Source organism: Romboutsia sedimentorum, assembly GCF_030131845.1.
Lineage (GTDB): Bacteria > Bacillota > Clostridia > Peptostreptococcales > Peptostreptococcaceae > Romboutsia_D > Romboutsia_D sedimentorum.
On the sequence record NZ_JASKYM010000009.1, the window covers coordinates 1 to 25282 of the forward strand.

General features: G+C 31.4%; 24 protein-coding genes. All 24 read right to left on the reverse strand.

Annotated features, from left to right (window positions below; translation table 11 throughout):
• Positions 1 to 322, reverse strand: a 322-nt coding sequence (locus tag QOZ84_RS13530) for a hypothetical protein (RefSeq protein ID WP_284133477.1), incomplete at its 3' end; no start/stop codon positions are given.
• A 333-nt stretch (positions 323 to 655) separates the two neighbouring features.
• Complete coding sequence (locus QOZ84_RS13535; protein ID WP_284133478.1) at positions 656 to 964, reverse strand: DUF8180 domain-containing protein; 309 nt, start codon at positions 962 to 964, stop codon at positions 656 to 658.
• Between the two features lie 14 nt (positions 965 to 978).
• A complete protein-coding gene (locus tag QOZ84_RS13540; protein WP_284133479.1) occupies positions 979 to 1395 on the reverse strand; it encodes a DUF3842 family protein in 417 nt (138 codons plus the stop codon).
• A gap of 45 nt (positions 1396 to 1440) precedes the next feature.
• On the reverse strand, positions 1441 to 1632 hold the full coding sequence (locus QOZ84_RS13545; RefSeq protein ID WP_284133480.1) for a CooT family nickel-binding protein: 192 nt from the start codon (positions 1630 to 1632) through the stop codon (positions 1441 to 1443).
• A gap of 176 nt (positions 1633 to 1808) precedes the next feature.
• Positions 1809 to 2624 (reverse strand): lipoate--protein ligase family protein, encoded by an 816-nt coding sequence (locus QOZ84_RS13550; RefSeq protein WP_284133481.1) that lies wholly within the window; start codon positions 2622 to 2624, stop codon positions 1809 to 1811.
• 4 nt (positions 2625 to 2628) lie between these two features.
• On the reverse strand, positions 2629 to 3573 hold the full coding sequence (locus QOZ84_RS13555; RefSeq protein WP_284133482.1) for a radical SAM protein: 945 nt from the start codon (positions 3571 to 3573) through the stop codon (positions 2629 to 2631).
• Positions 3570 to 4436 (reverse strand): radical SAM protein, encoded by an 867-nt coding sequence (locus tag QOZ84_RS13560; RefSeq protein ID WP_284133483.1) that lies wholly within the window; start codon positions 4434 to 4436, stop codon positions 3570 to 3572. The genes QOZ84_RS13555 and QOZ84_RS13560 overlap by 4 nt, the downstream gene beginning before the upstream one ends.
• 3 nt (positions 4437 to 4439) lie before the next feature.
• Complete coding sequence (gene acsV / locus QOZ84_RS13565; RefSeq protein ID WP_284133484.1) at positions 4440 to 6368, reverse strand: corrinoid activation/regeneration protein AcsV; 1929 nt, start codon at positions 6366 to 6368, stop codon at positions 4440 to 4442.
• A 180-nt stretch (positions 6369 to 6548) separates the two neighbouring features.
• Positions 6549 to 6923: a glycine cleavage system protein GcvH gene (gcvH, locus tag QOZ84_RS13570; protein WP_284133485.1), complete on the reverse strand. Its 375-nt coding sequence runs from the start codon at positions 6921 to 6923 to the stop codon at positions 6549 to 6551.
• A 25-nt stretch (positions 6924 to 6948) separates the two neighbouring features.
• Entirely contained in the window at positions 6949 to 9075 is a 2127-nt protein-coding gene (acsB, locus tag QOZ84_RS13575; protein WP_284133486.1) for an acetyl-CoA decarbonylase/synthase complex subunit alpha/beta, read from the reverse strand.
• A 118-nt stretch (positions 9076 to 9193) separates the two neighbouring features.
• Positions 9194 to 10006, reverse strand: coding sequence for a carbon monoxide dehydrogenase/acetyl-CoA synthase methytransferase subunit (acsE, locus tag QOZ84_RS13580; protein ID WP_026900128.1), 813 nt, complete (start codon positions 10004 to 10006; stop codon positions 9194 to 9196).
• Positions 10007 to 10052: 46 nt separating this feature from the next.
• Positions 10053 to 11429 (reverse strand): acetyl-CoA decarbonylase/synthase complex subunit gamma, encoded by a 1377-nt coding sequence (acsC, locus tag QOZ84_RS13585; protein WP_284133487.1) that lies wholly within the window; start codon positions 11427 to 11429, stop codon positions 10053 to 10055.
• A gap of 29 nt (positions 11430 to 11458) precedes the next feature.
• Entirely contained in the window at positions 11459 to 12403 is a 945-nt protein-coding gene (acsD, locus tag QOZ84_RS13590; protein ID WP_284133488.1) for an acetyl-CoA decarbonylase/synthase complex subunit delta, read from the reverse strand.
• A gap of 19 nt (positions 12404 to 12422) precedes the next feature.
• Positions 12423 to 13193, reverse strand: a complete 771-nt coding sequence (locus QOZ84_RS13595) for an ATP-binding protein (RefSeq protein WP_284133489.1) — start codon at positions 13191 to 13193, stop codon at positions 12423 to 12425.
• 57 nt (positions 13194 to 13250) lie between these two features.
• On the reverse strand, positions 13251 to 14642 hold the full coding sequence (lpdA, locus tag QOZ84_RS13600; protein ID WP_284133490.1) for a dihydrolipoyl dehydrogenase: 1392 nt from the start codon (positions 14640 to 14642) through the stop codon (positions 13251 to 13253).
• A 45-nt stretch (positions 14643 to 14687) separates the two neighbouring features.
• Positions 14688 to 15569 (reverse strand): methylenetetrahydrofolate reductase, encoded by an 882-nt coding sequence (locus QOZ84_RS13605; protein ID WP_284133491.1) that lies wholly within the window; start codon positions 15567 to 15569, stop codon positions 14688 to 14690.
• Positions 15570 to 15602: 33 nt separating this feature from the next.
• Entirely contained in the window at positions 15603 to 16280 is a 678-nt protein-coding gene (locus QOZ84_RS13610) for a methylenetetrahydrofolate reductase C-terminal domain-containing protein (RefSeq protein ID WP_284133492.1), read from the reverse strand.
• Positions 16281 to 16321: 41 nt separating this feature from the next.
• Positions 16322 to 17194, reverse strand: coding sequence for a bifunctional 5,10-methylenetetrahydrofolate dehydrogenase/5,10-methenyltetrahydrofolate cyclohydrolase (locus QOZ84_RS13615; RefSeq protein ID WP_284133493.1), 873 nt, complete (start codon positions 17192 to 17194; stop codon positions 16322 to 16324).
• Between the two features lie 67 nt (positions 17195 to 17261).
• The gene (locus QOZ84_RS13620; protein WP_284133494.1) at positions 17262 to 17894 is read right to left on the reverse strand and encodes a cyclodeaminase/cyclohydrolase family protein; all 633 of its coding nucleotides are present in this window, start codon (positions 17892 to 17894) and stop codon (positions 17262 to 17264) included.
• Between the two features lie 84 nt (positions 17895 to 17978).
• Positions 17979 to 19655, reverse strand: a complete 1677-nt coding sequence (locus QOZ84_RS13625; RefSeq protein WP_284133495.1) for a formate--tetrahydrofolate ligase — start codon at positions 19653 to 19655, stop codon at positions 17979 to 17981.
• Positions 19656 to 19803: 148 nt separating this feature from the next.
• The gene (locus QOZ84_RS13630; RefSeq protein ID WP_284133496.1) at positions 19804 to 20583 is read right to left on the reverse strand and encodes an ATP-binding protein; all 780 of its coding nucleotides are present in this window, start codon (positions 20581 to 20583) and stop codon (positions 19804 to 19806) included.
• A gap of 228 nt (positions 20584 to 20811) precedes the next feature.
• Positions 20812 to 22731 carry an anaerobic carbon-monoxide dehydrogenase catalytic subunit gene (gene cooS, locus QOZ84_RS13635; RefSeq protein ID WP_284133497.1) on the reverse strand — a complete coding sequence of 640 codons (1920 nt, stop codon included), beginning with the start codon at positions 22729 to 22731 and terminating at the stop codon, positions 20812 to 20814.
• A gap of 395 nt (positions 22732 to 23126) precedes the next feature.
• Positions 23127 to 24038 carry a bifunctional enoyl-CoA hydratase/phosphate acetyltransferase gene (locus tag QOZ84_RS13640; protein WP_284133498.1) on the reverse strand — a complete coding sequence of 304 codons (912 nt, stop codon included), beginning with the start codon at positions 24036 to 24038 and terminating at the stop codon, positions 23127 to 23129.
• Between the two features lie 98 nt (positions 24039 to 24136).
• Entirely contained in the window at positions 24137 to 25279 is a 1143-nt protein-coding gene (locus QOZ84_RS13645) for a tetratricopeptide repeat protein (protein ID WP_284133499.1), read from the reverse strand.
• Positions 25280 to 25282: the final 3 nt, after the last annotated feature.

The following is a 25282-nucleotide window of genomic DNA, read 5'->3' on the forward strand; positions in this document are numbered from 1 at the left end:
CGTCTGCTGTTGCATCTGCGTCTGCTGTTGCATCTGCGTCTGCGTCTGCTGTTGCATCTGCGTCTGCGTCTGCTGTTGCGTCTGCGTCTGATGTTGCATCTGCATCTGCTGTTGCGTCTGCGTCTGCGTCTGCGTCTGCGTCTGCGTCTGCATCTGCATCTGCACATGCCTTTGCTTTTAATTTTGCTTCTAGTTCCGCTTCTAGCTCTTGTCTTCTTTTAGCTTTTCTTTCTTCTAATTCTTGTTTTCTTTTATTTTTATTGTTTGATCTATCACATTTACTTATTCTTCTCATTTCAATCTTAGGTCTATTGTTATACATAATTGCCCTCCTATATATATTAGATAGAATACAGTCTATCTAATATATATATATACTTGTGTACATCAATTTGTTACATATAAATGTATAAAAACCCTTTTTAACTATTAAACAGTCAAAATCCGAGATAATAAATTTATTTTTTAAATATAGTATTCATATATATGAAGTTATAATTTTATATATTTTAAGATGAATATATTGTCCATCTTTTTCTTTTACCTTTTTTATTAAATATAATGCTACAAATTCACATATAATCTTTTATATTTAAAAAGGATGATTCCTTTTAATATTGAAATCATCCTTTTCTTAATTATTTATAAATATAATTTACATATTTTTTTTAGCTTCTACTAGCATTTCATTTGCTTTTTTCATATATTCAATAGCCTTTTCTATGTTATTAGCTGTTTCTTCTTTTCCTATCGCTCTAGCTTTTTCTACCCATTCTCTAAATCCTTCTTCATGAGTTTCGTTATGATTTACCCAATGAAGTAATAATATCTTTAAAGTCTTTTCATCTTTGCTTTCACTACTATCTCCATGAGAGTGTGGATGAATATGATCATGTGCGTGCACGTTCTCGTGGTCATGATCATCTGCATGGTGGCATACTACTTTATCATTATTAAATAACATTCTTTTTCCCCCCATTATTTTATATTAAATTCTTTTTTAATTACTTTTATACTATCCTTTATAAGAAGTGCTAATGGTTTATTTTCTAATCCTACTATTTCGATATTTTCTGGAATAATCGGTAAAAGTATTTTTAAAGCTTCACAATCCACTACAGCTTCACTCATTTTACAAGTTACTTCTCCCATCATAGAATTTGGCATTACTATAGACATAGGTGCTATAACTATATTAGCTTTTTTAACAGATGTTACAATTGCATTTTCACCTGTTGCTCCTTTGTTAGCATGGGCTTTCATCATCGAGTTTGTAGCTATCGAGTTTGTCCCTAATGCATATATATCTATGTATGTAGGCAATTCTTCTCTAAGATTAGATACTATCTGAGCTCCTATTCCTCCACCCATTGCATCTATTACTGCGATTATCATATAATTATTCCCCTAATTTATTATTTAGTCATTTGTTATTATTAATTAGATTGCCTCAGATATTATTATCTTATGATCCATTAATCTTATTTCTTTTATTTTTCCATCTACTATCTTTTGTTCACCTAGTAAATCTGTTAAATAAACTTTTCCTTCAAATGGATCTACATTTACTACATTCTCCATAACTCTTTCTAATTTATCCTCTTTTAAAATATAAGCTGCTGATTCACACATATTAATCCCCTCCATTAACTTTACCTTTAATATTATTTAGTAAAACGTTTTTAGATATAGTCAAAAAAGGCTCCTTCAGGTATTTCAATACACTAAAGAAACCTTCATGATTTCAAAATTTTACTATTTATTTATAGTTTGAGTATAGCACTTTATTTTATATAAAGTCAATTATTTTATCGTTTTTTGTTATATTCATCACTACTATATCTTTCATATAATTTTTTAGCTAGCTCGTATTCATAATTTGTTAAATCTTCTTCTACAAACTCTATATTAAAATGTGATTGCACACCTTTTGTAATATTTTTTTCTAGCTCTTTTATGTCTATTTTTTTATTTATTTCATTTTCTATTCCACTAGCTTTTTTAGCTGTAAAGTTTATTAATCTTTGTTTTTTTTCTTCATCTTCACTCTTTATAAGCTCAAATAACTTATTAACATCAAAGTCTAATATTATAGAACCATGCTGTAATATTATTCCATCTTTTCTACTTTGAGCGCTTCCTACTACTTTCTTTTTATTTATAGATATTTCATAAGATGCATGTGCATTAAAGCAAGCTGCTGATAAATTTTCTCTGCTTATTTTCTCCCCTTTGTTTAAATCATCAGTATATACTCCACATAAATTTAATCCCTTTACCAATCCTTCACTTATAAACTTATATGATTTAGTTATACTGCTATCCATCAATTCATTATCTTCGCCAACAATTATGCTATATGTAAGTTCATCCTCATGGAGTACCGCTCTTCCACCTGTAATTCTTCTTACACAATCTACATTAAGTTCACTACATTTATCTAAGTCTATTTCTTCTTCAAGCTTTTGGAAATATCCTATAGTTATGCAAGCTGGATCCCAAGTATAAAATCGAAGTGTAGGCTTTACTTTGCCTTCTTTATGCGCAATCATTATAGCTTCATCAATCGCCATATTCATTGCACCATTGTATGATTTACTTTTTATAACTCTCCACTTATCCATAATACTATCCCCCTAGATTTATTTCCTTTATAGCAAGTAATTTTTCATCTTCATTTAAAGCCCTTGAGTAATTATAAATTGTACTCCCAGGTCTTTCATTATAATACGGTCTATTACAATTTTTGCAGCCTCTTATTTCAAATGGATATCCATTTTCTATATCTTTTTTTATTTTATCATCAATCTTTATATCATCAATATAACCATTTTTAAAAGTGAAGCTTTCTTTTTCATATCCATTGTTAATCATGTACGTCATAAGCTGTACTCTTCTATAACTTTCTATATGTGGCTGATTAATTTTTTCCATTTTAGTTCCTTTTACTGGAGTAAATGCAAATAAACTTATAGTTACATTGTTTAATTTTAAATATGTATATAAATCATATATATCCTTATGAGTTTCACCTAACCCCACTATTATATGAGTACTAATTTTGCCCTCATATTCTTTAGCCATGTTAGTTACAAACTCTAATTTTTCTTCATAGTTATTGCCCTTTATAGTTTCATATAGCGCTTTGTTTGCAGCATCTATGGCTATACCTATTTTATCTACTCCATATGAGAAGAATTTTTCAATATCTTCTTTTTTCTCAAGTTTAGCAGATAAAGATATTGGCATATTTATTTTATCTTTCATATACTCTATAAATTCAGCTACGGTTTCATGTGCATCTTCACTTGCCATAGATTGAATACACATCCTCTTTATATTGTTTCCTTTATAATTTTCAAATGCACTAAGAATCTCTTCCTTAGAATACTCTGGCCAGATTACTCTAGAAAGTTTATCTTTTCTAGTACTACTTTCTGTTGATTGAGAGCAAAATGCACATTTATTGCTACACTTATTCCCTATCATTATGTATGCAGTTGTAGGAGGTATATCACTTTTTTTGTTTAATAATCCAAGCTCTATTGCAGTCCCCAAAGATAATCTAATCATAATACACAACACTCCTTAGTCTCTTCTATAGTCATATTCATATCTATTGCTTTAGCTTTTGCATTATTTGATGGTAATACTATTTTGTTAACACCACACATTATAGCTAGTTCATCTAATTCTTTTCTATATTTTCCCCTAGGTCTCATACAACCTAAATTAATTTCCGTATTAGGCAAGTTTATTCTAGCTTCACAAAGTACATCACATACTTTTTCTAAATCTGGTGGGCTTACATTTTCATATTCAGTATTTTTTGTTGGTATCAAAACTATAAATGTTACTTTTTTAGGACGGCTTTGTGATAAATAATTTATAATATCATATTCTCCTTTTATTTGACCACCTTTTAAGCCTATACATATATGAGGAGCAACTTCTGTAACTTCTCTTATTGTTTCATATACTTTTATATAATCCTCTTTATTTTTATCTATCTTATATACTTCTTTTATTGTTTCTTTATCAAAAACTAAATCAAAGGATACTATATCTATGTATTTACACACGTCTTCAATACTTTTTTTATCCATAAGACCTAAATGAGCATTTAATTTGTAGCCCTCTTCTTTTAGTTTTTTTATAGTTTCTATATTTCTATTTATTGGAACGTCCCCTTCAAAGCTACATCCTCCACTTAATAAAAAACTACTTATATTTTTTGTTTTTATTTTAGATTTATAATCATTTATAGGAGTCATATTCTTTAGGTAATGTCCATTGCAATGAGCACAACTTAAATTACAATTATCACCTGTAGTACTTATAGCTAATGTCTCATTTGGGTAAGAAAATTGTATTTCATTCCCGAAGTTAGTATTTTTGATTTTCATAGCTTTTTCCATTTTAGGCGTAATATTCATAGTTTAGTCCTCCAATAATTTTTTAACTGTTGGGAATTGTTCTATATTCGTATGTGGTAAGAAACATGCTGATATAAATTCATCCATATATGTTGGATAAACACTTAGTTCAACATATGTCATTTCATTTCCTATTTGTTGAAGTTTTTTCTTTGCATCTTTACTTATAAGTGCAAGATAAGAACCAACTAATGAACTGTTTCCTATATAAGCAAATTTTTCTCTTTCTATATCTGGAAGTAATCCTATTAAAATTGAATTCTCAATGTTTAAGTTATTTCCTATCCCACCTGCAATATAAACCTTATCTATAACACTAAAATCCATTCCTAAGCTTTCTATAAGAGTAGAAGCGCCTGAATATATTGCTCCCTTTGTTCTTATAAAGTTATCTATATCTACTTCATTTACAGTTATATCATTTTCTAAATTATAGTCTTCTTTAAAAGCTAGTACATATTCTCCTATATCATGTTCATTAAATCTTATTCTTTTATTATCTAAGTCTCTATATATTTTCCCTCTTCTATCTATTATCCCTGTAAGCAACATTTGGCATATTAAATCAATTATTCCAGACCCACATATTCCTATAGGTTCACATTCTCCTATTATCGTAAGATTTGGATTTAAATTAGCTTTATCTATGCTTACTTTTTCTATAGCACCATTTGATGCTCTCATTCCGCAGCTTATTCCTCCACCTTCAAAAGCAGGTCCTGCTGAACAAGCACAACTCATCATATAATCTTTGTTACCAAATACTATTTCACCATTAGTTCCTAAGTCTATAAATAAAATATTTTCTTCACTAGCCCAAATTCCTGCTGATAAAACACCTGCCGTAATGTCTCCACCTACATAGCTCGCTACCGAAGGAGCAAGATATACGTATGCACTATCATTAACATTAAGCCCAATATCTTGTCCCATTATCTTTGGTGATTTTAAAAACGGTGGTATAAATGGTTCTTGTCTTAAATAATCTGTATATACTCCTAAAAATAAACTAGACATTGTTGTGTTACCTGCTACTACAAGAGTTACTACATTGTCCTTATTTATATCGTTTCTTACGTAAAGAGACTCTAGTAACGGATTTATTGTATCGTCTATAACTGCTTGATTTAATTTAGTTAATCCATCTTTCTTTGTTGAATATATTATTCTATGTATTACATCTGCTCCGTATTTTATTTGAGCATTCCCTGATGATGCTTTGTCTATAACTTCTTTTGTATATAAATCTACTAAACAAACTACGACCGAAGTTGTTCCTATATCTATTGCAACTCCATAAAGTTTATCTTCGCTATTTCCTGATTCTATATTTAATATAGTTATTTTATTTTTCTTTTTTACGTATGTTATAGTCACCTTAAAATCGTTTTCTCTAAGTATAACAGGCATTTTTCTTAGTAATTCTAATTTGAAATCTATTTCATTAAACCCTAAGTTATTTCTTACATGCCTCTCTAATCTATCTACATCACTTAAATTATCATCTAATGTAGGTTCTTCGATTTCTATATAAGTTTTTACTATGTTTGTTTTAAAATCTAGGTTGTGAGTTTCTATTATATTCTTTGCTCTATCAAAAATTTGTTTGTCCTTTTTCTTGTCACTACCTTCAATTTTCATACCATGCATAGACGATGATAACTTAGATGGAACTTCTATCTCTATATCTTCTATAACAGTAGTGTTACATGCTAATATGTACCCTTGTTCCCACTCGTCATCCTTTATATGTAGAGTTTTTTCACTATCTACATTTCCTTTTAATAATTTTACTTTACACTTCCCACAAGACACACTTCCATTGCATGGAGCGTCTATAAATATATTTGAATTTCTTGCAATTTCTAATAAATTATCCCCTTTATTGCAGTAAATTTCCTTATTATGCGATTTAAAATTAACCTTAATCATATCTATCCCCCCAATATATTTGATACTATAATTTTAACATAAATTAACTTATAAGTATTAAAATTTACAGTATTATTGACTATATTTTTATATATTAAATTTATAAGATTATTAATTTTTATGCATAAAAAAACATAGTAGATTTGCGTGCACTCAAATCTACTATGTTCTTTATTTTTATTATTCTAATCCAGCTTCATAAGTATCAGAGTTTAATAAACTTTCAACTTCATCAGCATCTGATAATTTAATTTTTACTATCCATGCATCATATGCATCTTCATTTATATATTCTGGCTCATCATCTAATTTTTCATTTATTTCAACAACTTCTCCAGATATAGGAGCGATTAGGTCAGATGCAACTTTTGAAGATTCAACTACTCCGAACTCTTCTCCTGTAGTTAATTCATCTTCAACTTCTGGCATTTCAACAAATAATACTTCCCCTAATTGATCTTGAGCAAAATCAGTTATTCCTATATAAGCAAATTCACCTTCAACTTTTACCCAAGTATGTTTATCTGAATATTTTAAGCTTGGTATAACCTTCATTGTTTTATCCCCCTAGTATCCTAAATTACATTACACAATCCATAGATAATGCTGGATGACCCTTTTCTTCTAAGAAAGCTAATACGCCTTCAGAATCATTAGCTATAGTTTCATCACATATCATATCTGTAAAGTTCTCTATACCAGTTAACTCTTTAACACTAGCATTTAATTTTTCAGCTACATATTCTTTTAATTCTTTTGGCATCCAAACTATTCTCTCTGGTCCACCTTCTGCATAAGCAAACTTTTTAGAAGATATGAAGTGTCTTCCGTGACCCATGAATCCTGGAGTTTGAACTCCTCCACCAGTCATAGAAGCAAGCTCACCAAATGTCATACCAACTGGAGTTATTCCTGAGAATTCTCTGTTTACTATAACAAATCCATTAGCCTCTGGCATTATACCGCATATACACTCGAAACATCCACAAGAAGTCATAGGATCTTCAAGTATTGAGTATAATGTAACATTTTCAACAGCACCTTGAGATATTTCACTTACTGTTTCATTTACAGATGCCCATATACCGTTTCTATCATCTAAACATTCACCTTTAACTATTGGTTGGCATGGTCCTGTTGGATCTAATTCTTTAGTAGCTTTAGCATCTAACCAACTAACAGCTCCACAAAGTCCAAGTCTTTCAGGAGTAACAACACAAACGTGTGCTGGTGCAAATGATTGACATAAGTTACAAGAATAGAATGTATCAACACTTTCATCTACTAATGAAGCTAATCTTTCATCTCTAGCTTCATATCTAGCTAATGCTTCACCTTTTAATTCTGATACTTTAGCAGCATCAGTTATTATAGTTATTTCACATTTATCAACAACAGATTCGAATTCATCTTTCATCTTAGCATATAAAACTTCTCCAATATGCTCTAATCTGAATCCTTTTTCATAAGCATCTTTAGATATTCTTACCCAAGACATATCTCTTTGACCAACATGCATTATACCTTCTATGTAGTTCATAAAGTAATGGAAACGTCTTTCAAGAACTGGTTCAAAATCATCTTCCATAGCTTTACCAGCTATCTTAACTATTACAGCTAATGGTAATCTTACTACTCCATCAGCTTCTACTTCATCTATATTTGGTCCTATTATATCTATTTTATGGTCTTCAACTTCACTTAATTCTTTTTTAACAACTAATTCCCAAGCTTCAGTTTTATTTCCACCAAACTCAGCGAACATGTCATTCTTTCTTATTCTCTCACCTTCAAATGCAGCTGCAAATGATACTGGTATTGGAATTTCAGTAACTTTTATTTTTATTCCTCTAGCTTCTAGAGAAGTAGCTACAAACTTACTATAATCCTTTTGAGTTAATAAGTTCATTGGAACTTCAAGTACTGTTTGATCAGTTATAACTGGGAATCCTAAAGCTATTGCTCCAGCACCACAAGATACAATTAGTTCACTTAATGGTCCAAATGCATTAACAAATGCAGGAACTCTCTTAGCAGTATAGTCTAATAATCCAGCTAAATCACCTGGAGTTAATCCTCCAAATATTAAAGCTGCTCTTATTGCAACAGATACTACGTGTATAACAGAAGTTACCTCGTATCCTAATGGTATAACTCTTAATTCAAGACCCATCTTAACTCCAGCTTCTATAGCTTGGTCTATTACTTTTCCAACTAAGAAAGTTAATAAACCTTTAGATTGGTAGTCTTTTATAACGTTAGCTGCAGTTTCAGCATCTGGACACTCTCCAAGTACAACTGCAACTCCAGGTATATCTCCAGTAACTAAAGGCACCCCTAGTGATCTTATTATAGGGTCAGTTATATGACCTGCACAAGGCTCACTATATGGAGCTTCTGCATCCACATATTTTAAAGCTTCTATTACTTCAGCTGCAAGAGCTGTAGCAAGACCTGAATTTAGTGCATGTTCTAATAAATGAGTTCTATTTATTAAACTCTCAACTATTGAAAGAGCTGCTTCTAAATCAGCTAAAGTATTCATCTTTTGTCCTGTTGCTGCATATATGCATGGTAATGAATATGCAGTATCAGGGAATGCCACCTTATGATCTCTTCCATGTTTTTCTATAGATTCTGCTAACATTCCTTTAGCTGCTGCTAAAGCTTGTTCTGAACCATTAAATATTGTATTATATAAATTCACTCTAATTCCCCCTTTTAAGCTTCTTATCTATTTTGTGTAATACATTAGGAAACTATATATTGCTTTAAGCTTACTAAGCATAGTTTCCTAATCTGTACTTTAAAATATTTTTTATCTATTATCCGTTAAATGCAAATGCACCTTCATTTAATTCTAAATAAGAATCTGCGTATAAAGAAGCTCCATTTATTATGTCACAAGACTTTATAGTTTTCATTAATTCTGCATCACATGGATTTATTATAGCTGAGCTAAATCCATTTGCCATAGCCATAGCAAGCCATGCATTATCAAGTATTGGTCTTACATGTTTAGGACATCCGTTAGATACGTTAGATAATCCACCTGTAGTTAATAATCCCATTTCAGTCATCATTCTTATAGCTTCTAATACTTCTATTTGCTTATCTTGCATTCCTTTTATAACTAAGCATAATGGGTCAAATAACATATCTTCTGGTTCTAATCCTGCTGTTAAACCTCTTTCTAACATTTCTTGACAGTAAGCCATACGCTCATCGTTATCTCTTGGTATACCTTCTTTAGCACATAAAGCTATAACTCTAGCTTCATATTCCCCTGCTAAATCTATTAAATCTATTCTTCCACCTGCATCTGCAGAGTTTATTATTGGTTTTGCATGAGTTCTATCATATACTTTAAGACCAGCTTCTATAGCTTTTCTATTAGCAGTATCTAATGCTAATGGAACATTGTTAAATTCCTTTTGAAGTAATTGAACTCCCCAAGCCATTAACTCTTCTCCATCTCTCTCTGCAGGTCCTATATTAAAATCTATATAATGAGCTCCAGCTTCTAATTGTTCTTGCGCTCTTTTTAATATTGGTTGTGGATCTCTCTCAGCTAATGCTTTCCTTATTACTGGTGATATACAGTGTATTCTTTCACCTATAATCATAAATTTTTCCATTATAATTATCCCCCTTGGATTTTGTATAGTATATGTATTTTATTCTCTAAGCGTTTGCTAAAGCTTCATCTTTCTTTGCTTTGTATTCTCTTAAGAACTTAGGTATTTCCATTGATTCTTCTGTACCTATTACTACATTCCATCCTGGTAAGCAATCTTCTATATCGCCTTTAAGAACTGCAACTTTACCTGGTATGATTAAATCTCTATTCTTAGTCATTTCACCAACATTTGATTCTTTTATAAAGTTAGCTATTGAACTTCCTCCAAACTTACCTGCAGACCAAGCTGTAAGAACTGAGTATCCTCCAGCATCTGGTATTGCTAACCATACTGGTACTTTAGATCTTTCTACATCTCCTGATACTATGAAGTAAGTTAATGCAAAGTCAACAGTAACTATTACTGGTGAATTTTCATCTGGGTTATTTATTGGATATATTTTTGGTTCAACTCTCATTGGTTTTTGTGGATCAGTGTATATATTTTGTCTTAATGCGAATAATGGTAAAGCTTTTGCATAATCTATATCATCTATAACTATTATAGAACCGTATTTAACTGTAAATACTGATGATAATGCAACTTCCATATTTGCATTGTCTTGTGCTAATTTGTTTGCAAATACTATTGATGGGTATCCAAATGTTCTGTCTTGTTCTTTTAAAGCTATTCTTCTAACTTGAACAGCATTTGTAAATGTATCTTTTATATTTTCTCCAGTTACATCTAATATTAACTCTCTATATCCTGCAGCTTGAATTAATTCAACTGTAGCATATAATTCTTCTAAGCTAGATGCTTTAACTCCTAGAGCTAATTTATCTGCTTTAACTACTTCTATCATTTCTTTGTAGTTTTCTTTAGTAGCACCGTATACTACTGGTTTTTTATCTTTTAATATTTCAACAGCTTCTTTAGCTATAGCTGCATCTTCACATACTAATATGTAAGCTAAGTCTAAATTACTATCTTTAACTCTATTTACTACATTTAAAAATCCTTCTTTATTTTCGAAGTACTCTATAAGAGCCATTTCAGCTTTCATTTCTTCGCCTATTCTTACATAATTAACAGCTTTTATGTTAGCTAATTTAGCATCTATTTCTTCATTAGTCATGCATTCACAAAATGCTACAGCATATCTATTTCTATTTATTAAAGTTTTTTCATGTCTGAATAATACAGTTTCTGCCCCTAATTCATATTCAGAATTTTCTGCTCCAATTTTTATACCTCTCATTAATGGTGCAGTTGCCTCTGATAATTTTGCTAATGATTCATCAGACATATGTGGACACTTACTTACTTCTACAGCTCCTGAAGCAACTTTCATACAAAAAGCCATACAAGTTGGGAATCCACAATCCTTACAGTTTTTCTTTGGTGTTAATTTAAATATATCTAAAGCTTTTAATGCCATGATTTTTTCCCCCTAACCCTACAATTTAATTAAGCTAATGCGCTAACTAGTTCTTTTACAGTTTCTATTGATTCTGGATGACGAAGTATTACTGCATTTGATCCACCAACTAATGAACTTACTGCAGTTGATATTTCCATTGCGATACCTCTTTTTTCAATACATCCCCAAGCTGGTTCATCTTCCTCGCTTGCTATAGATTCCTTAACATTCCAACTTTCAAATGAAACAGGAGTTATTATAGGCATTTGTAATGTTTTATCATTTTGACCAAATGCAGCTAATCTAATTCTATCCATAGTCGATGCAACATACTCATATCCATAACCAACCGCTGAAGAACCAACATTCATAACTACATTTTCAGATTTTACTCCTAATTGAGTTAATAAAACGTTTAATTGTTTAGCTAAGTTTATATCAACAGAAGATTCAGCTGATACTTTGTGGCTATAAGCCATAGTTGCTGCTGCTCCTACTGCTTTATAGTTATCTTCTGTAGCTGATAAGAATAAACTATTGTATCCATCTATAGTTTGAGCTACTTTTTCAAATAATTTTCCATCTTTTTCATGATTTCCACAACCAGCTATTACTAATGGTAAGCTAACAGCTTGTGCAACTTCCTTAGCAACTTGTGCACATTCTTCTGGAGTTTTATCTAATCCATTTGGATCTGCACTTACAAGTTTTAGACATATAAAGTCTGCTTTTGTATTTGCTTCTACATACTTAGCCCACTTAACTGGACAATCAGCAACCTCTTTATACATTTCTTTAAATGAATCAGTCCATCCTTCTGGATAAACATCGCTTATTTCTATTCCTACTTTTTGAGTATTTCCAGCTACTCCATCAAAGTTATAAAATGGTAAAGTATTTTCCCCACCTATTTTTATTGCTTTTTCTCCTGTTCCTATTTCTACTTCTGATATCTTACCAGAATATTTTTGAACAGACATTTTAAATGCCATAGTTTTTTCCCCCTTAAGCCTAATTTAATTCTAATTTAGCTATTATATCGCTTATTGCAATCTTAGCTTTTGAATCTTCAGGTAGTTCTACTAATGGTACCCCTGAAGAATCATATTCATATATCATCTCATCCATAGGTACTACACCTATAAGACTCAGATTATGCTTCTCTATTTCTTCTTTTATACCTTTATTTAACTCTCCATTTGGTACTTTGTTTACTATTAAGTATATTTCTCCTACACTTAACTTAAGTTCTCTAGCTAAATCTCTTATTCTCGCTACAGCTTGTACACTTCGTCTTGAGCAATCACTAACTAATAATAGTTTATCTATATGCTTAGTAGTTTTTCTACTTAAATGCTCCATTCCAGCTTCGTTGTCTATAACTAAATATTCATAAGCATCTGATAGTTTATCTGTCTGCTCTCTTAATATACCATTAACATAACAATAACAACCTTCTCCTTCAGATCTTCCCATTACCATTAAGTCATATCCTTCGCCTTCTGCTAGACAAGTATTTAATCTATATTGTAAATATTGAGCTTTAGTCATACCTCCTGGAAATGAATTCCCTTGTTTTTCTCTATTACTTACTTCTTCTCTTATAGCCCCTATAGTTGATTCAATTTCAATTCCTAATACTTCATTTATGTTAGCATTAGCATCTGCATCAACAACTAATATAGGACCCTTTTTATTACTTACTAAATTATTAATTAAAAGCCCTGTAAGACTAGTCTTACCAGTTCCACCTTTTCCTGCTACAGCTATGTTATATCCCATCCTAAGATTTCCCCCTTTGTTTAGTCAAGACAGAGCTTTTAAATTTCACTCTGACTTTTATGCTTTTGCTAATTGAGGTGCTGCATGAACACATTCTCCATGTACATCGTGAAGAGCTTCCATTAAGCCTTCTGATAACGTTGGATGTGCATGTATTACATCTCCTACTTGCTCTACAGTTAATCCTAAATGAACAGCAAGTGATAATTCTGTCAATAAGTCTGTAGCATGAGGACCTACTATTGAAGCTCCTATTATCTTGTCCTCTTTATCAGCAAGAATTTTTATAAATCCTTGGAAGTGACCAATAGCTTGAGCTTTACCTAATCCTCTAAATTCAAACTTACCTACATTATATTCTAAGCCTTCTTCTTCTAACTGTCTTTCTGTTTTACCTACAGCAGCAATTTCTGGCTCTGTATATACACATCTTGGTACAGCAGTATAGTCAACAGTTTTATTTTTACCAAAAGCGTTTTCTACAGCTATTATACCTTCCTTAGAAGCAACATGTGCTAAGAATGGAGTATCTATTAAATCCCCTATTGCATATATACCATCTACATTTGTTTGTAAATTTTCATCTACTACTACCTTACCTCTATTAAGTTCTATCCCTATATCTTCTACTCCAGAACCGTCAAGATTTGGTTTTCTACCTGTTGCCATTAATACATACTGAGTTTTTATCTCTTTCCCATTTGAAAGTGTAGATACAACTTCATCACCTACTACTTCACATTTTTCCATCCCACTATCTGTTAATACTTTAATTTTATCCTTTTTAAACTGTCTCTGCAACTGTTTTGCTACATCTTTATCTTCAAAATGTAATATTTGCTTACCTCTTTGAACTATAGTAACTTCTGTTCCTAATGTTCTTAAAAATTGACCTATCTCACAACCTATTACTCCTGCGCCAACTATTAAAATTGACTTTGGTAATTCTTCTAATCCTAGCACTTCATCACTAGTTATTATTCTTTTCTTATCATATGGGAACATTGGTAAAACTACAGGAGCTGATCCATTAGCTAATATTATTTTATCAGCAGTTATCATTTCCTTTGAACCATCTTCCTTAGTAACTTCTATAGTATTTTTATCTACTAATTTTCCAAATCCATTAACTAAGTTTACTCCTCTTTTTTCAAATAGGAATTCTATTCCACTTATTAATTGATTTACTATTTTATCTTTTCTAGCCATTATAGCTTTAAAATCTGGTTTTATTTCGCCTTCTATATTTATACCAAAGTCTTTGGCTTCTCTTATATTCATAAGCATAGAAGAAGATGCAAGTAATGCTTTAGTTGGTATACAACCAACGTTTAAACAAGTTCCTCCAACTCTTCTTTTTTCTATTACTGTTACTTCTGCACCAAGCATAGCCGCCTTTATAGCTGCAACGTATCCACCTGGTCCTCCCCCTATAACCGCTATTCTCATTTTATTTTCCCCCATACTTAATTAGTCTTTAGTTTTTTATTAATTTTATAGTCCAGCAGAATCCAATATTGCAGGAACGTTTTCCTCTGCTCCTATTGCCATTATGTGAACACCATCACATAAATCTTCTTCTATTAACTGTCTTATAAATTCTCCTGACATTTTTATACCTTCAGATACCCAGTTTTCTTTTCCTGCAGCTCTTAATCTTTCTATTTGCTCATCTGGAACAAATATACCTGGAACATTTGCAGTCATAAACTTTGCCATCCCTGGAGATTTTAAAGGTACTATCCCTGCTAATACCTTACAGTCCATAGCTTTAGTTAATTTTCTGAATTCTCTCATATGTTCTATATCATAAACAGCTTGAGTTTGGAAGAACTTAGCCCCAGCATTTATTTTCTTTTGCATTTTCATTAATTGTACTTCTATTGGAGCATACTCTGGAGTTACTGATGCACCTAAATAGAATTCTGGAGATCCTTTTAATGAGTTTCCAACTAGGTCAGTTCCCTTCATTAAAGTCTCAGCCGTTTGAAGTATTCCAACACAATCTAAATCAAACACACCTTTGGCTTGTGGATGGTCTCCAACAACTGTATGGTCCCCTGTTAAAGCTAACATATTATTTATTCCAAATAGTCCAGCTGATAACATTTCACCTTGTATAGCTATTCTATTTCTATCTCTTCCAGTCATTTGTAAAACTGGCTCTAATCCTACATCTTTTAATAACTTGCAAGTAGCAAGTGAAGTTGTTCTCATTACTGCTGATTGGAAGTCAGTTACGTTCGCTGCATGAACTCTTCCTACTAATGGTTTAGCACATTCTACTAAGTGAGAAAGGTCAGTTCCTTTTGGCGGTGCCATTTCAGTAGTAACTGCAAACTTTCCACTCTCTAATGTTTGTTTTAATAAGCTCATCAATAAATCCCCCTTTTAACCTTTTTAAACTCTCTATGCTTCAACTGTAGCTTCTTTTTCTTTTTCCTTTAAGTTTAAACCTCTTGGATTATTTTGTTTAGAATAATCTTTCATTGGTCTTATTGCTACCATGTTTTCTAATTGATCTATATCTTTTAATCTATTATATATCATTATCCAAGCGCAATCATGTTCTGAGTTCACTTCACATTTACCATTTTTAGCTCCACCACATGCTCCATTTATTAATCCCTTTGCACACATAGTTACTGGACATATTCCGCCTGTCCATCCAAGCTCACATTCTCCACAAGCTTTACAAGACTCTTCAAATTCTCCAACTCTCTTTGTTTCACCGATAAACAAAGTGTTGTTAGCTGGATAAACTGGAAGGTTCTTAACATTTTTAACTATAGTTTGTGTTCCATCTCCACAAGCTAAAGATAAAAGTGCATCAGCCTCTTTAATTTCTTCTTTTAATACTTTTAAATCTTTTTTAGATTTTAAAAGATTACATGCTGGATCTAATAATGTATACCCCAAAACATTTTTTCCTTCAGCTTCTAAAACTTCTTTCATTTTAAGAACTTCTTCTTCTCCACCACTTTTACAAGTCGCAGCACATTGACTACATCCAACTAAGACAACTTTCTCAGAATCCTTTAAGAACCCTAAAATTTCTTGCATTGGTTTATTTTCAGAAATTATCATCCCTATTCCCCCTTAAAACGTATATATTTCTCTATTTTTTATTACTTATTATTTTGTAATTTGCAAGCCTTGATTACGTGTTTAGCAAGTACAGATGTAGTTACTGAACCTACCCCTGCAGGAACTGGTGTTATCATAGATGCTTTTGAAAGTACTGCATCAGTATCAACATCTCCACATAATTTTCCGTCAGCTCCTACATTTATACCAACATCTATAACAACTGCGCCTTCTTTAACAAAGTCTTCTTTAACCATTTTAGCTCTACCTACAGCAGCTACTAAAATGTCAGCTTCAGCTGTTACTTTAGCTAAATCTTTAGTTCTAGAGTGACATATTGTAACAGTTGCATTTTCATTTAATAAAAGCATTGCAGCTGGCTTTCCAACTACCATACTTCTTCCAAGTACAGCTACTTTAGCTCCATTTAAATCTACATCATAGTGCTTTAATATTTCAACTACTGCAGTTGGAGTACATGGTGGGAATCCTGTTGTATCACCTTCCATAACTTTTGCAGAGTTTATTGGACTGAAACTATCTACATCTTTTTCTGGAGCTATTATGTATTTTATAGCTTCTTCATCTAATTGCTTTGGAAGTGGTCTAAAACATAATATACCATGTACATTATTATTTTCATTTAATCCTTTTAAAGTCTTAACATATTCTTCTTGAGTAACATCTGAAGGTAATTCTACAACTTCTGTTTGTATTCCTGTGCTTTCACATCTTTTTAATGCGCCTCTTTCATAAGCTAAGTCACTTCCATTTGCTCCAACTCTTAATATAGCTAACTTAGGATTTATACCCTCTTTAACTAATTCATTAACTTCTTTTATTAAACTTTCACTTATTTGATCAGCTACTGGTTTTCCTTTTATTATTTGTCCTTTAGTTGCAGTTACTTCCATGTTCAACGCCCCCTAAATTTATTTATATCTAAATACTACAAATAGTATTAATTTTCTTATTTAATATTTATTTTCCTAATGCTCTTTCAACTTTAGCATATACTTCATCACAGATTTTTACACCTTCAGTTACTAAAGTATCTACTTCAGTTTTTACTTTATTAACATAATCTTCATCTTTTATAGAGTTTATGTTAATTACTACATTTAGCTGTCCACTAAGGATGGCAGCTCTTAAACATTGAACCCCAACTCCTACATCACTTATAGCAAGTTTTGATCCCTTGTCCACTAAATCTTCATGTAACTTTATTGCGTCATAGCATACCTTAACTATATTTATTGGCACTTCACAAGCTACCTTTAATGCATTTTCCATTGTTTCTTCTTTTATCTTCTTTTCTTCCTCAGTTGATTTAGGAAGTCCATAAGCTTTTGAAAGAGGTAGGAAACACTCTGCATCTTCATCTATCATATTTAATAATCTTTTTTCTATTTGACCTGCTTTTACTAATGTTTCTTTTACACTTTCTTCATACTCAGCATATTTTTTCTTACCTATTGTTAGATTGCATACCATACTACCTAAGGCCATACCCACAGCACCAACTAATGCAGCAGCTCCGCCACCACCAGGTACTGCTGATTTAGAAGCTAGCACTTCTACAAATTCAACACAATTTTTTTCTGATATTTTCATTGTTTTTCCCCCTTGAGTACTCTAAAGGTATTATATTATGTATAAGTAGAGTGTGGAAAACCACACACTACTTTAATTTATATATTAGAATAATCCTGCGATTACTCCATTTTCATCAACATCTATTTTTTCTGCTGCTGGAACTTTTGGAAGTCCTGGCATCTTCATTATTTGTCCAGTAAGTGCAACTATAAATCCAGCTCCTGCTGAAACAGTTAATTGTCTTACTGTTATTCTAAATCCTGTTGGTCTTCCTAATTTAGTTTGATCATCAGTTAAAGAATATTGAGTTTTAGCCATACATATTGGCATCTTTCCAAATCCTAAACTTTCTAATCTATCTAATTCTTTTTTAGCTTGTGGAGTAAAGTCTACACCATCAGCTCCATATATCTTAGTAGCTATAGCATTTATTTTTTCTGCTATAGTTACATCATCTTCATAACAGAACTTAAAGTCATTTGGTTCGCTAGTTAATCTTATGATTTCTTTAGCTACTTCAATTCCGCCTTCTCCACCTTTTTCCCATACTTGAGATAAGGCAACATTAACACCTAGTTCTTGACATTTTGTTCTTACTAATTCAACTTCTGCTTGTGTATCAGTTGGGAATTCATTTATAGCAACTACTGCTGGTAATTTAAATACTTGAGTTATATTTTCAACATGCTTTAATAAGTTTGGAAGTCCAGCTTCTAAAGCTTCTAAATTTTCATTATTTAATTGATCTTTTGGTACTCCACCATTGTATTTTAATGCTCTTACAGTAGCAACTATTATAACTGCATCTGGCTTTAAGTTAGCCATTCTACATTTTATATCTAAGAATTTTTCAGCACCTAAGTCAGCACCAAATCCTCCTTCTGTTACTACATAATCAGCAAAGTGCATAGCCATTCTTGTAGCTATAACTGAGTTACATCCATGAGCTATATTTGCAAATGGTCCACCGTGAACAAATGCTGGTGTTCCTTCTAATGTTTGAACTAAGTTTGGTTTTAAAGCATCTTTTAATAATGCTGCCATAGCTCCATTAGCTTTTAATTGTTCTGCAGTTATAGGCTCTCCTTGGAAGTTATATCCAACTATTATTCTTCCTAATCTAATTTTTAAATCACTTATATCACTTGCTAAACAGAAAGCTGCCATTACTTCTGATGCAACAGTTATATCAAATCCATCTTCTCTAACTACACCGTCTGCTCTTACGCCTAAACCATCAACAATATTTCTTAATTGTCTATCGTTCATATCAACGCATCTTCTCCAAGTTATAGTTCTAGAATCTATTCCTAATACATTGCCTTGGTGTATATGATTATCAAGCATAGCAGCTAGTAAGTTATTTGCAGCTCCTATTGCATGGAAATCTCCAGTGAAGTGTAAGTTTATATCTTCCATAGGAACAACTTGAGCATATCCTCCACCAGCTGCTCCACCTTTAACACCAAACACTGGTCCTAGAGATGGTTCTCTTAAAGCAACTAATACATTTTCACCTAACTTAGCTAATCCATCTGCAACTCCTATAGTAGTTGTAGTTTTTCCTTCTCCTGCTGGAGTTGGGTTTATAGCTGTAGTTAATATTAGCTTAGATTTTTTTCCACCATTATCTCTTTTTAAAAGATTATAGTCTACCTTAGCTTTATATTTTCCATATAATTCTATGTCATCTTCACCTAATCCTAACTTTTTAGCTACTTCTCTTATATCTTGTGGCTTAGCCTCTTGTGCAATTTCTATATCAGATTTGAATCCCATAACTGAATCTCCTCCCAAAAATAAATATTTTTATAAATCTATATGACACTATGTATACATATTTTTCATTTGTAAATATTTTATGTGTAATAGTGTTTTTTAAGTTAACCATCAAGTTTTATTGATGGTTAACTTATCAACTTTTTAATTACAGATTTTGCAATTTCATCAACTGCTGTTGTATTGCTTTTACCTGATTTCTGGTTTCTTCACTTGTGTCATATGGAGATTGATTTGATCTATCTGAATTTATAACATCTTGATTATAATAAATAAATCCTAATGATTCCCCATCTTCTAAGTTGGAGATTATAAATTCTTCATCTTCTTTATTTCTGATTTTATTGCCTACAACAAATACTTTTTTAACGCCAATATCATTTCCTAGCTTTTTAACTTTTCTATAAGTCTGTAGACTTCTTTCACCTGGCTCAACAACTACTATAAATGCATCTACACTTTCTGCAGTTCCTCTACCTAAGTGTTCAATACCAGCTTCCATATCCATAACAACTACATCTTTGTTTTGAAGTATTAAATGAGAGCATAGTCTTTTTAATAATACGTGTTCTGGACAAACACATCCAGATCCACCTGAATCTACAGTTCCTAATGTAAGTAATCTAACACCATTGTACTCTTTACAAAAGTTCTCAGGTATATCATCTACTTTAGGATTTAATTTAAACATTTTTCCAAATGATCCTATTGATGCAGCAGTTCTATCAGATACAAAGTTTTTCATTTCTGATATAGGAACTATTGAATCATATACTTCTTTTGGAAAACCTAGTGCTAAAGCTAAATTAGCATCGGGGTCGGCGTCTACAGCAACAACTCTGTACCCGTCATTTGCAAACATTCTAGATAACATTGAAGAAAAAGTCGTCTTACCTACTCCACCCTTACCAGTTATTGCTATTTTCATTATTATACCACCTTTTGTCATTTATAACTTTATTTTATGTTGTTTTTTTTATATTCCCCATTGTTTTTTAAACTTTTGTTTTATATTTAACAAATTTACTTTAAATTTTAAGTTTATTTTATATTTTTACATACAAAATAAACTATAGTTAGTTCTTACTAGAACCTATTTGGATAATTACTAACTTTTCAAAGTAGTATTTATAGTTTTTTTATTTATATATAATTATTAAGCTTCAGCTGGAACCATCATTTTTTCTTCTACTAATTTTTCAAAGTGAACACGTTTCTTTTCTATATCACTTATTATAGTAGCAGCTAACTCATGACAGTTTTCATTAACTGTAAAGCTTGCTCCAACTTTATCTTTTAATCCTTCAGTCAATATCTCTACTGCTCTTGATGATCCTGTGATTGGAGGCATTATTCCTAAGTAAGTATCTATACCAGATGCAACAACATAACATCCTATAGCTACTGCTTTTTCAGACATCCATTCTGGAGCTATTCCTACTACTGGAATATCAGACATATCCATATCTAAATTTTTAGCACATGCTGCAACTAAATCTAATATACGACTTATATCAACGCATGAACCCATATGTAGTACTGGTGGTATGTCTACTAATTCACAAACTGTAGCCAAACCTTTTCCAGCATATTTCTTAGCTGCATCTTTATCCATTAATCCAAACTTAGCTGCTGCTTGAGCACCACATCCTGTAGTAACAACTATTATATCGTTTTTAATTAATTCTTTCATAATAGTTACATGAGCTTCATTTGAAACACCTTTAGCATTGTTACATCCAACAACACCAGCAGCTCCTCTTAATACTCCTGATTTTAAACAGTCCACTAATGGCTTAACTGTTCCTGTTGGATCTATATGAGAGTTTACAACTCTATCTAACTGAGGTATTATAGCATCTACACTATATCCAACTGTTGCACTTGATTTTAATTCTGGTATTAAAACCTTTTCTTGATCTCTGTTTTTGAAGTTTAATACTGCTTCTTTCACTATTTCTTTAGCTATTGCTAATGCTTCTTCTTCTTTAAATTCTATATAAGTTGATCCTGTTATTTTTGCTTTTGGAGAAGTTGTTATGAATTTTGTGTGATAGCAATCAGCAACTTTTGCTAATGCTGGGAATATACATTGAACATCAACTATAACAGCTTCTACAGCTCCTGTTATAATTGCTAGTTCTTGTTGATGGAAGTCTCCTGCTATTCTTACACCATGTCTCATTGTAACCTCATTACCTGTACAGCACATACCAGCTAAGTTTATTCCCTCAGCTCCCATTTCTTTAGCTAAAGCTACTAATTCTGGATCTTCTGATGCTAATACTATCATTTCTGATAATGTTGGTTCATGACCGTGTAATACTATATTTACTTTAGTTTGTTCTAATACTCCTAAATTAGCTTCTGTTTGTCTTGGTATTGGAGTTCCAAATAGGATATCACTAAATCTAGTTCCTATCATAGATCCAGCCCATCCATCTGCCATAGATGTTCTTAATGACATATGTATTAAACTATCTAAATCAGAAGTACACCCTATATGAGTTGAATGCATTATTGTAGCTATTTCTCTATCTATAGCTCTTGGCTCTATTTCGTAATCTTTCCATACTTGTTGTCTTTGTTTTGGTGCATTTTTTAGAAGTCTTGATACGCCATAAGGCTTACCAAATTCCATTAGACCTATCTCAGCAACTTCATGAGCTATATCATAGATATCTCTACCTTCTGTAGCTACATCCCATTCCTTAGCTAGTTCTATTAATTTACCTTCTTCTCTTATTTTGTAGTTACCATCTCTACTACTTAAAGCCATTGTATGCGCTAAATCTCTAGCATGGTCAGAGTGAGCTGCTGTTCCTCCAGCAACCATTCTTGCAAAGTTTCTACCTACTATTGTATGTTCGTCTGCTCCACATAATCCTCTTGGAGTTTTTGGTGTTATTCTACATGGCCCCATTCCACATATTCTACAACAGTTACCTTGAAGACCAAAGCCACATTGTGCTTTCATAGCTAACTTTCTATCGTACATAGTCTCTACGCCATCTTTTTCAGCCTTGTCTATCATAACCTGGCTATTTAAATCGATAGTTAACATTTTTTTATCCATATTCCTATCCCCTTTTTTATTGATTTTTATTCCCTAGGTGATAAAAAAATTATGTCCGTTTTTAATTGTTATTTTATTGAAATATTATTTTAAGGATGATCATAAACAAATTAGTAATCATCAATTCCTTAGCCTTTATAAAAGTTCAAATTACAAATTCCTTTAATTTGATTATATACTAATTTTTGATAATTTGGTATTTTTTTATACAAATTTAAACAAAATCATTCATCAAATAAATATTTTAAATTAATAAATTTTAATTTTATCACTAAAATGATTTTATATAAAATTTTACCAATAAACATTTGTGAAAAACGTTTACCTCGTCCAACTTTATTATAGTATCAATTTAATGATTTGTACATATACATTTTACATATTTTAACTATATTTTATTTCAAATTTTGTGCTATTAGTGCACCATATGCTATAGAGTACAATTTTGATTCATGGCTATCTGCTCTTGATACTAAAACTATTGGTGCTTTAGCTCCCATAACCACCCCTGCTGATTTTGAATTTGACATATATGTAAATGCTTTACCTATTCCATTACCCACCTCTATAGTTGGTACAACTAATATATCTGCATCACCACCTATTTCACTTTTGAACCCTTTTATATCACTAGCTTCCTTAGATACTGCAAGGTCAAAAGCTAAAGGTCCTTCAACAATAACATTCTCACCAAATTTACCTTCTTTAGAAGCCTTTTGTAGTAAATCTGCATCTACTGTAGCTTGCATTTTAGGATTAACTTTTTCTTTAGCTGCAAGACATGCAACTTTGACAGTTTCCATACCTAATGCTTTTGCTGCTTGTATAGAATTTTTAAGTATTTTTTCTTTTTGCTCATAATCTGGTGCTATATTCATTCCACCATCAGTTAATAATAATAACTTATGGTATTTTTCAAGTTCATATATCATGACATGGCTTAATAAGCTGTCAGTTCTAAGCCCATATTCTTTATTTAATACTGCCTTTAAAAGTACTGCTGTATCTAATATTCCCTTCATTACGAAGTCAGCGTCTTTATTACATACTAATTGAACTGCTACTTTAGCACTTTCCTCTATAGTTTCAGTCTTTATTATTTTGATATCATCTAACTTAAAGTCTATTTCTTTTGCTATTTGTTGTATTTTTTCAAGATTTCCTACTAATATAGGCTTTATTATTTTTTTTTCTACTGCATCTTTTATAGCTATTAATACTTCTTTATCCTCTGCTGCAGCTACAGAAAGTGTTACTTTATCTTGTCCCTTAAGTTTAGCTAACATATCTTCTAAATTTTTTATCATATTAAAGCCACCCCCTTTTGTATATACTTATATAGTAGCATATTATTATAAAAAAAGGCCCCTTATTAGGAGCCTTTTTTGGTTAATTAGAATTATTTTTATCTATATTTACTAAGTTCTTTCATGCACGCTATCGTTACTTCATCTTGTGAATCTAATTCATGCGCTCTTTCTACATAATAAATAGCATCATCTAGATTACCATTATTTAAGTATGCCATTCCTAAATTACATAATATTTCTGGGTCTTCTTTTATTTTTGCTGCTGTTTCAAAATGTTCAATTGCTTTTTCTAAATTAAAATTAGTTGCTTCACAAAGACCTAATTCCACCATAGCATCAACTTGATGTGGTTTTATTAATAATATTTTTTCGAAATATTTCTTAGCCTCTTCAATTTCATTCATATCCTTATAAGCTAGTCCTATCATAAATAATAAGTTCCACCAATCAGAATGTTCTTCTTCTAGTGGTAATAGTTTCTTTAATCCTTCTTCGCACTTTCCTTGGAATACAAGATTATATCCTTCTTCATATTGAACTTTAAAGTCCATTTTACCTACATTCTCTTGTATTTCAGCGATTAAATCTGGATCTAATCCTAATTTACATGCTTCTTCCCATATTACTCTAGCTTTTATATATTGACCTTGATTATAATAATGATATCCTAAATGGTAATAACCTAATGCAAATCCTTCATCTAATTCTATAACTTTTTCTAATTTAGATAATGCCTCAAGTAAAAACTTATTCATTGCCTCATCTTCCATATCCTTTTGATATTGTTTAGCAACTTCTTGGCATACTATTGCATAATGATATAATCCATCTATGTCTTCAGGGTACATAGTTATCATAGCTTTTAGATATATTAGTGAATCTGTACATTCTCCAATATCAAAATATTTTCTAGACATATATCCCATATATGCTTTTAGGTCTAAGTTTATTTTTTTACTAAATGCGTCTAAGAATTTTCTATATTCATTATTATTTTTAAATTGGCTATCTATACCAATTATAAATATCATTGCATCAGCTATGGACATTGCATTTATATTATCTTGTGCTGTATTTTCTTTTATTCCTTTAACTAGTACTTCATTTTTTATAGGTACATCTAATCCACCATTTGGAACACTATATCCTTCAACTTTAAACTCACCATCGTGCTTTATCTTTATAAAAGCTAATTGCTCAGCTTTTTTAACTAAATATTTTTCTATTTTAAATTTCATATT

Bases quoted from the DNA above. Each gene is read 5' to 3' on its own strand.
- QOZ84_RS13535 (WP_284133478.1), bottom strand. From the start codon at position 964: ATGTTATTTAATAATGATAAAGTAGTATGCCACCATGCAGATGATCAT.
- QOZ84_RS13605 (WP_284133491.1), bottom strand. From the start codon at position 15,569: ATGAGCTTATTAAAACAAACATTAGAGAGTGGAAAGTTTGCAGTTACT.
- acsV (WP_284133484.1), bottom strand. From the start codon at position 6,368: ATGATTAAGGTTAATTTTAAATCGCATAATAAGGAAATTTACTGCAAT.
- QOZ84_RS13595 (WP_284133489.1), bottom strand. From the start codon at position 13,193: ATGGGATATAACATAGCTGTAGCAGGAAAAGGTGGAACTGGTAAGACT.
- lpdA (WP_284133490.1), bottom strand. From the start codon at position 14,642: ATGAGAATAGCGGTTATAGGGGGAGGACCAGGTGGATACGTTGCAGCT.
- QOZ84_RS13645 (WP_284133499.1), bottom strand. From the start codon at position 25,279: ATGAAATTTAAAATAGAAAAATATTTAGTTAAAAAAGCTGAGCAATTA.
- cooS (WP_284133497.1), bottom strand. From the start codon at position 22,731: ATGGATAAAAAAATGTTAACTATCGATTTAAATAGCCAGGTTATGATA.
- QOZ84_RS13560 (WP_284133483.1), bottom strand. From the start codon at position 4,436: ATGAATATTACGCCTAAAATGGAAAAAGCTATGAAAATCAAAAATACT.
- gcvH (WP_284133485.1), bottom strand. From the start codon at position 6,923: ATGAAGGTTATACCAAGCTTAAAATATTCAGATAAACATACTTGGGTA.
- QOZ84_RS13620 (WP_284133494.1), bottom strand. From the start codon at position 17,894: ATGAAAATATCAGAAAAAAATTGTGTTGAATTTGTAGAAGTGCTAGCT.
- QOZ84_RS13640 (WP_284133498.1), bottom strand. From the start codon at position 24,038: ATGATAAAAAATTTAGAAGATATGTTAGCTAAACTTAAGGGACAAGAT.
- QOZ84_RS13550 (WP_284133481.1), bottom strand. From the start codon at position 2,624: ATGGATAAGTGGAGAGTTATAAAAAGTAAATCATACAATGGTGCAATG.
- acsE (WP_026900128.1), bottom strand. From the start codon at position 10,006: ATGGAAAAATTTATGATTATAGGTGAAAGAATACACTGTATATCACCA.
- QOZ84_RS13625 (WP_284133495.1), bottom strand. From the start codon at position 19,655: ATGGGATTCAAATCTGATATAGAAATTGCACAAGAGGCTAAGCCACAA.
- QOZ84_RS13555 (WP_284133482.1), bottom strand. From the start codon at position 3,573: ATGATTAGATTATCTTTGGGGACTGCAATAGAGCTTGGATTATTAAAC.
- QOZ84_RS13630 (WP_284133496.1), bottom strand. From the start codon at position 20,583: ATGAAAATAGCAATAACTGGTAAGGGTGGAGTAGGTAAGACGACTTTT.
- QOZ84_RS13545 (WP_284133480.1), bottom strand. From the start codon at position 1,632: ATGTGTGAATCAGCAGCTTATATTTTAAAAGAGGATAAATTAGAAAGA.
- QOZ84_RS13540 (WP_284133479.1), bottom strand. From the start codon at position 1,395: ATGATAATCGCAGTAATAGATGCAATGGGTGGAGGAATAGGAGCTCAG.
- acsC (WP_284133487.1), bottom strand. From the start codon at position 11,429: ATGGCATTAAAAGCTTTAGATATATTTAAATTAACACCAAAGAAAAAC.
- QOZ84_RS13610 (WP_284133492.1), bottom strand. From the start codon at position 16,280: ATGATAATTTCTGAAAATAAACCAATGCAAGAAATTTTAGGGTTCTTA.
- acsD (WP_284133488.1), bottom strand. From the start codon at position 12,403: ATGGCATTTAAAATGTCTGTTCAAAAATATTCTGGTAAGATATCAGAA.
- QOZ84_RS13615 (WP_284133493.1), bottom strand. From the start codon at position 17,194: ATGGAAGTAACTGCAACTAAAGGACAAATAATAAAAGGAAAACCAGTA.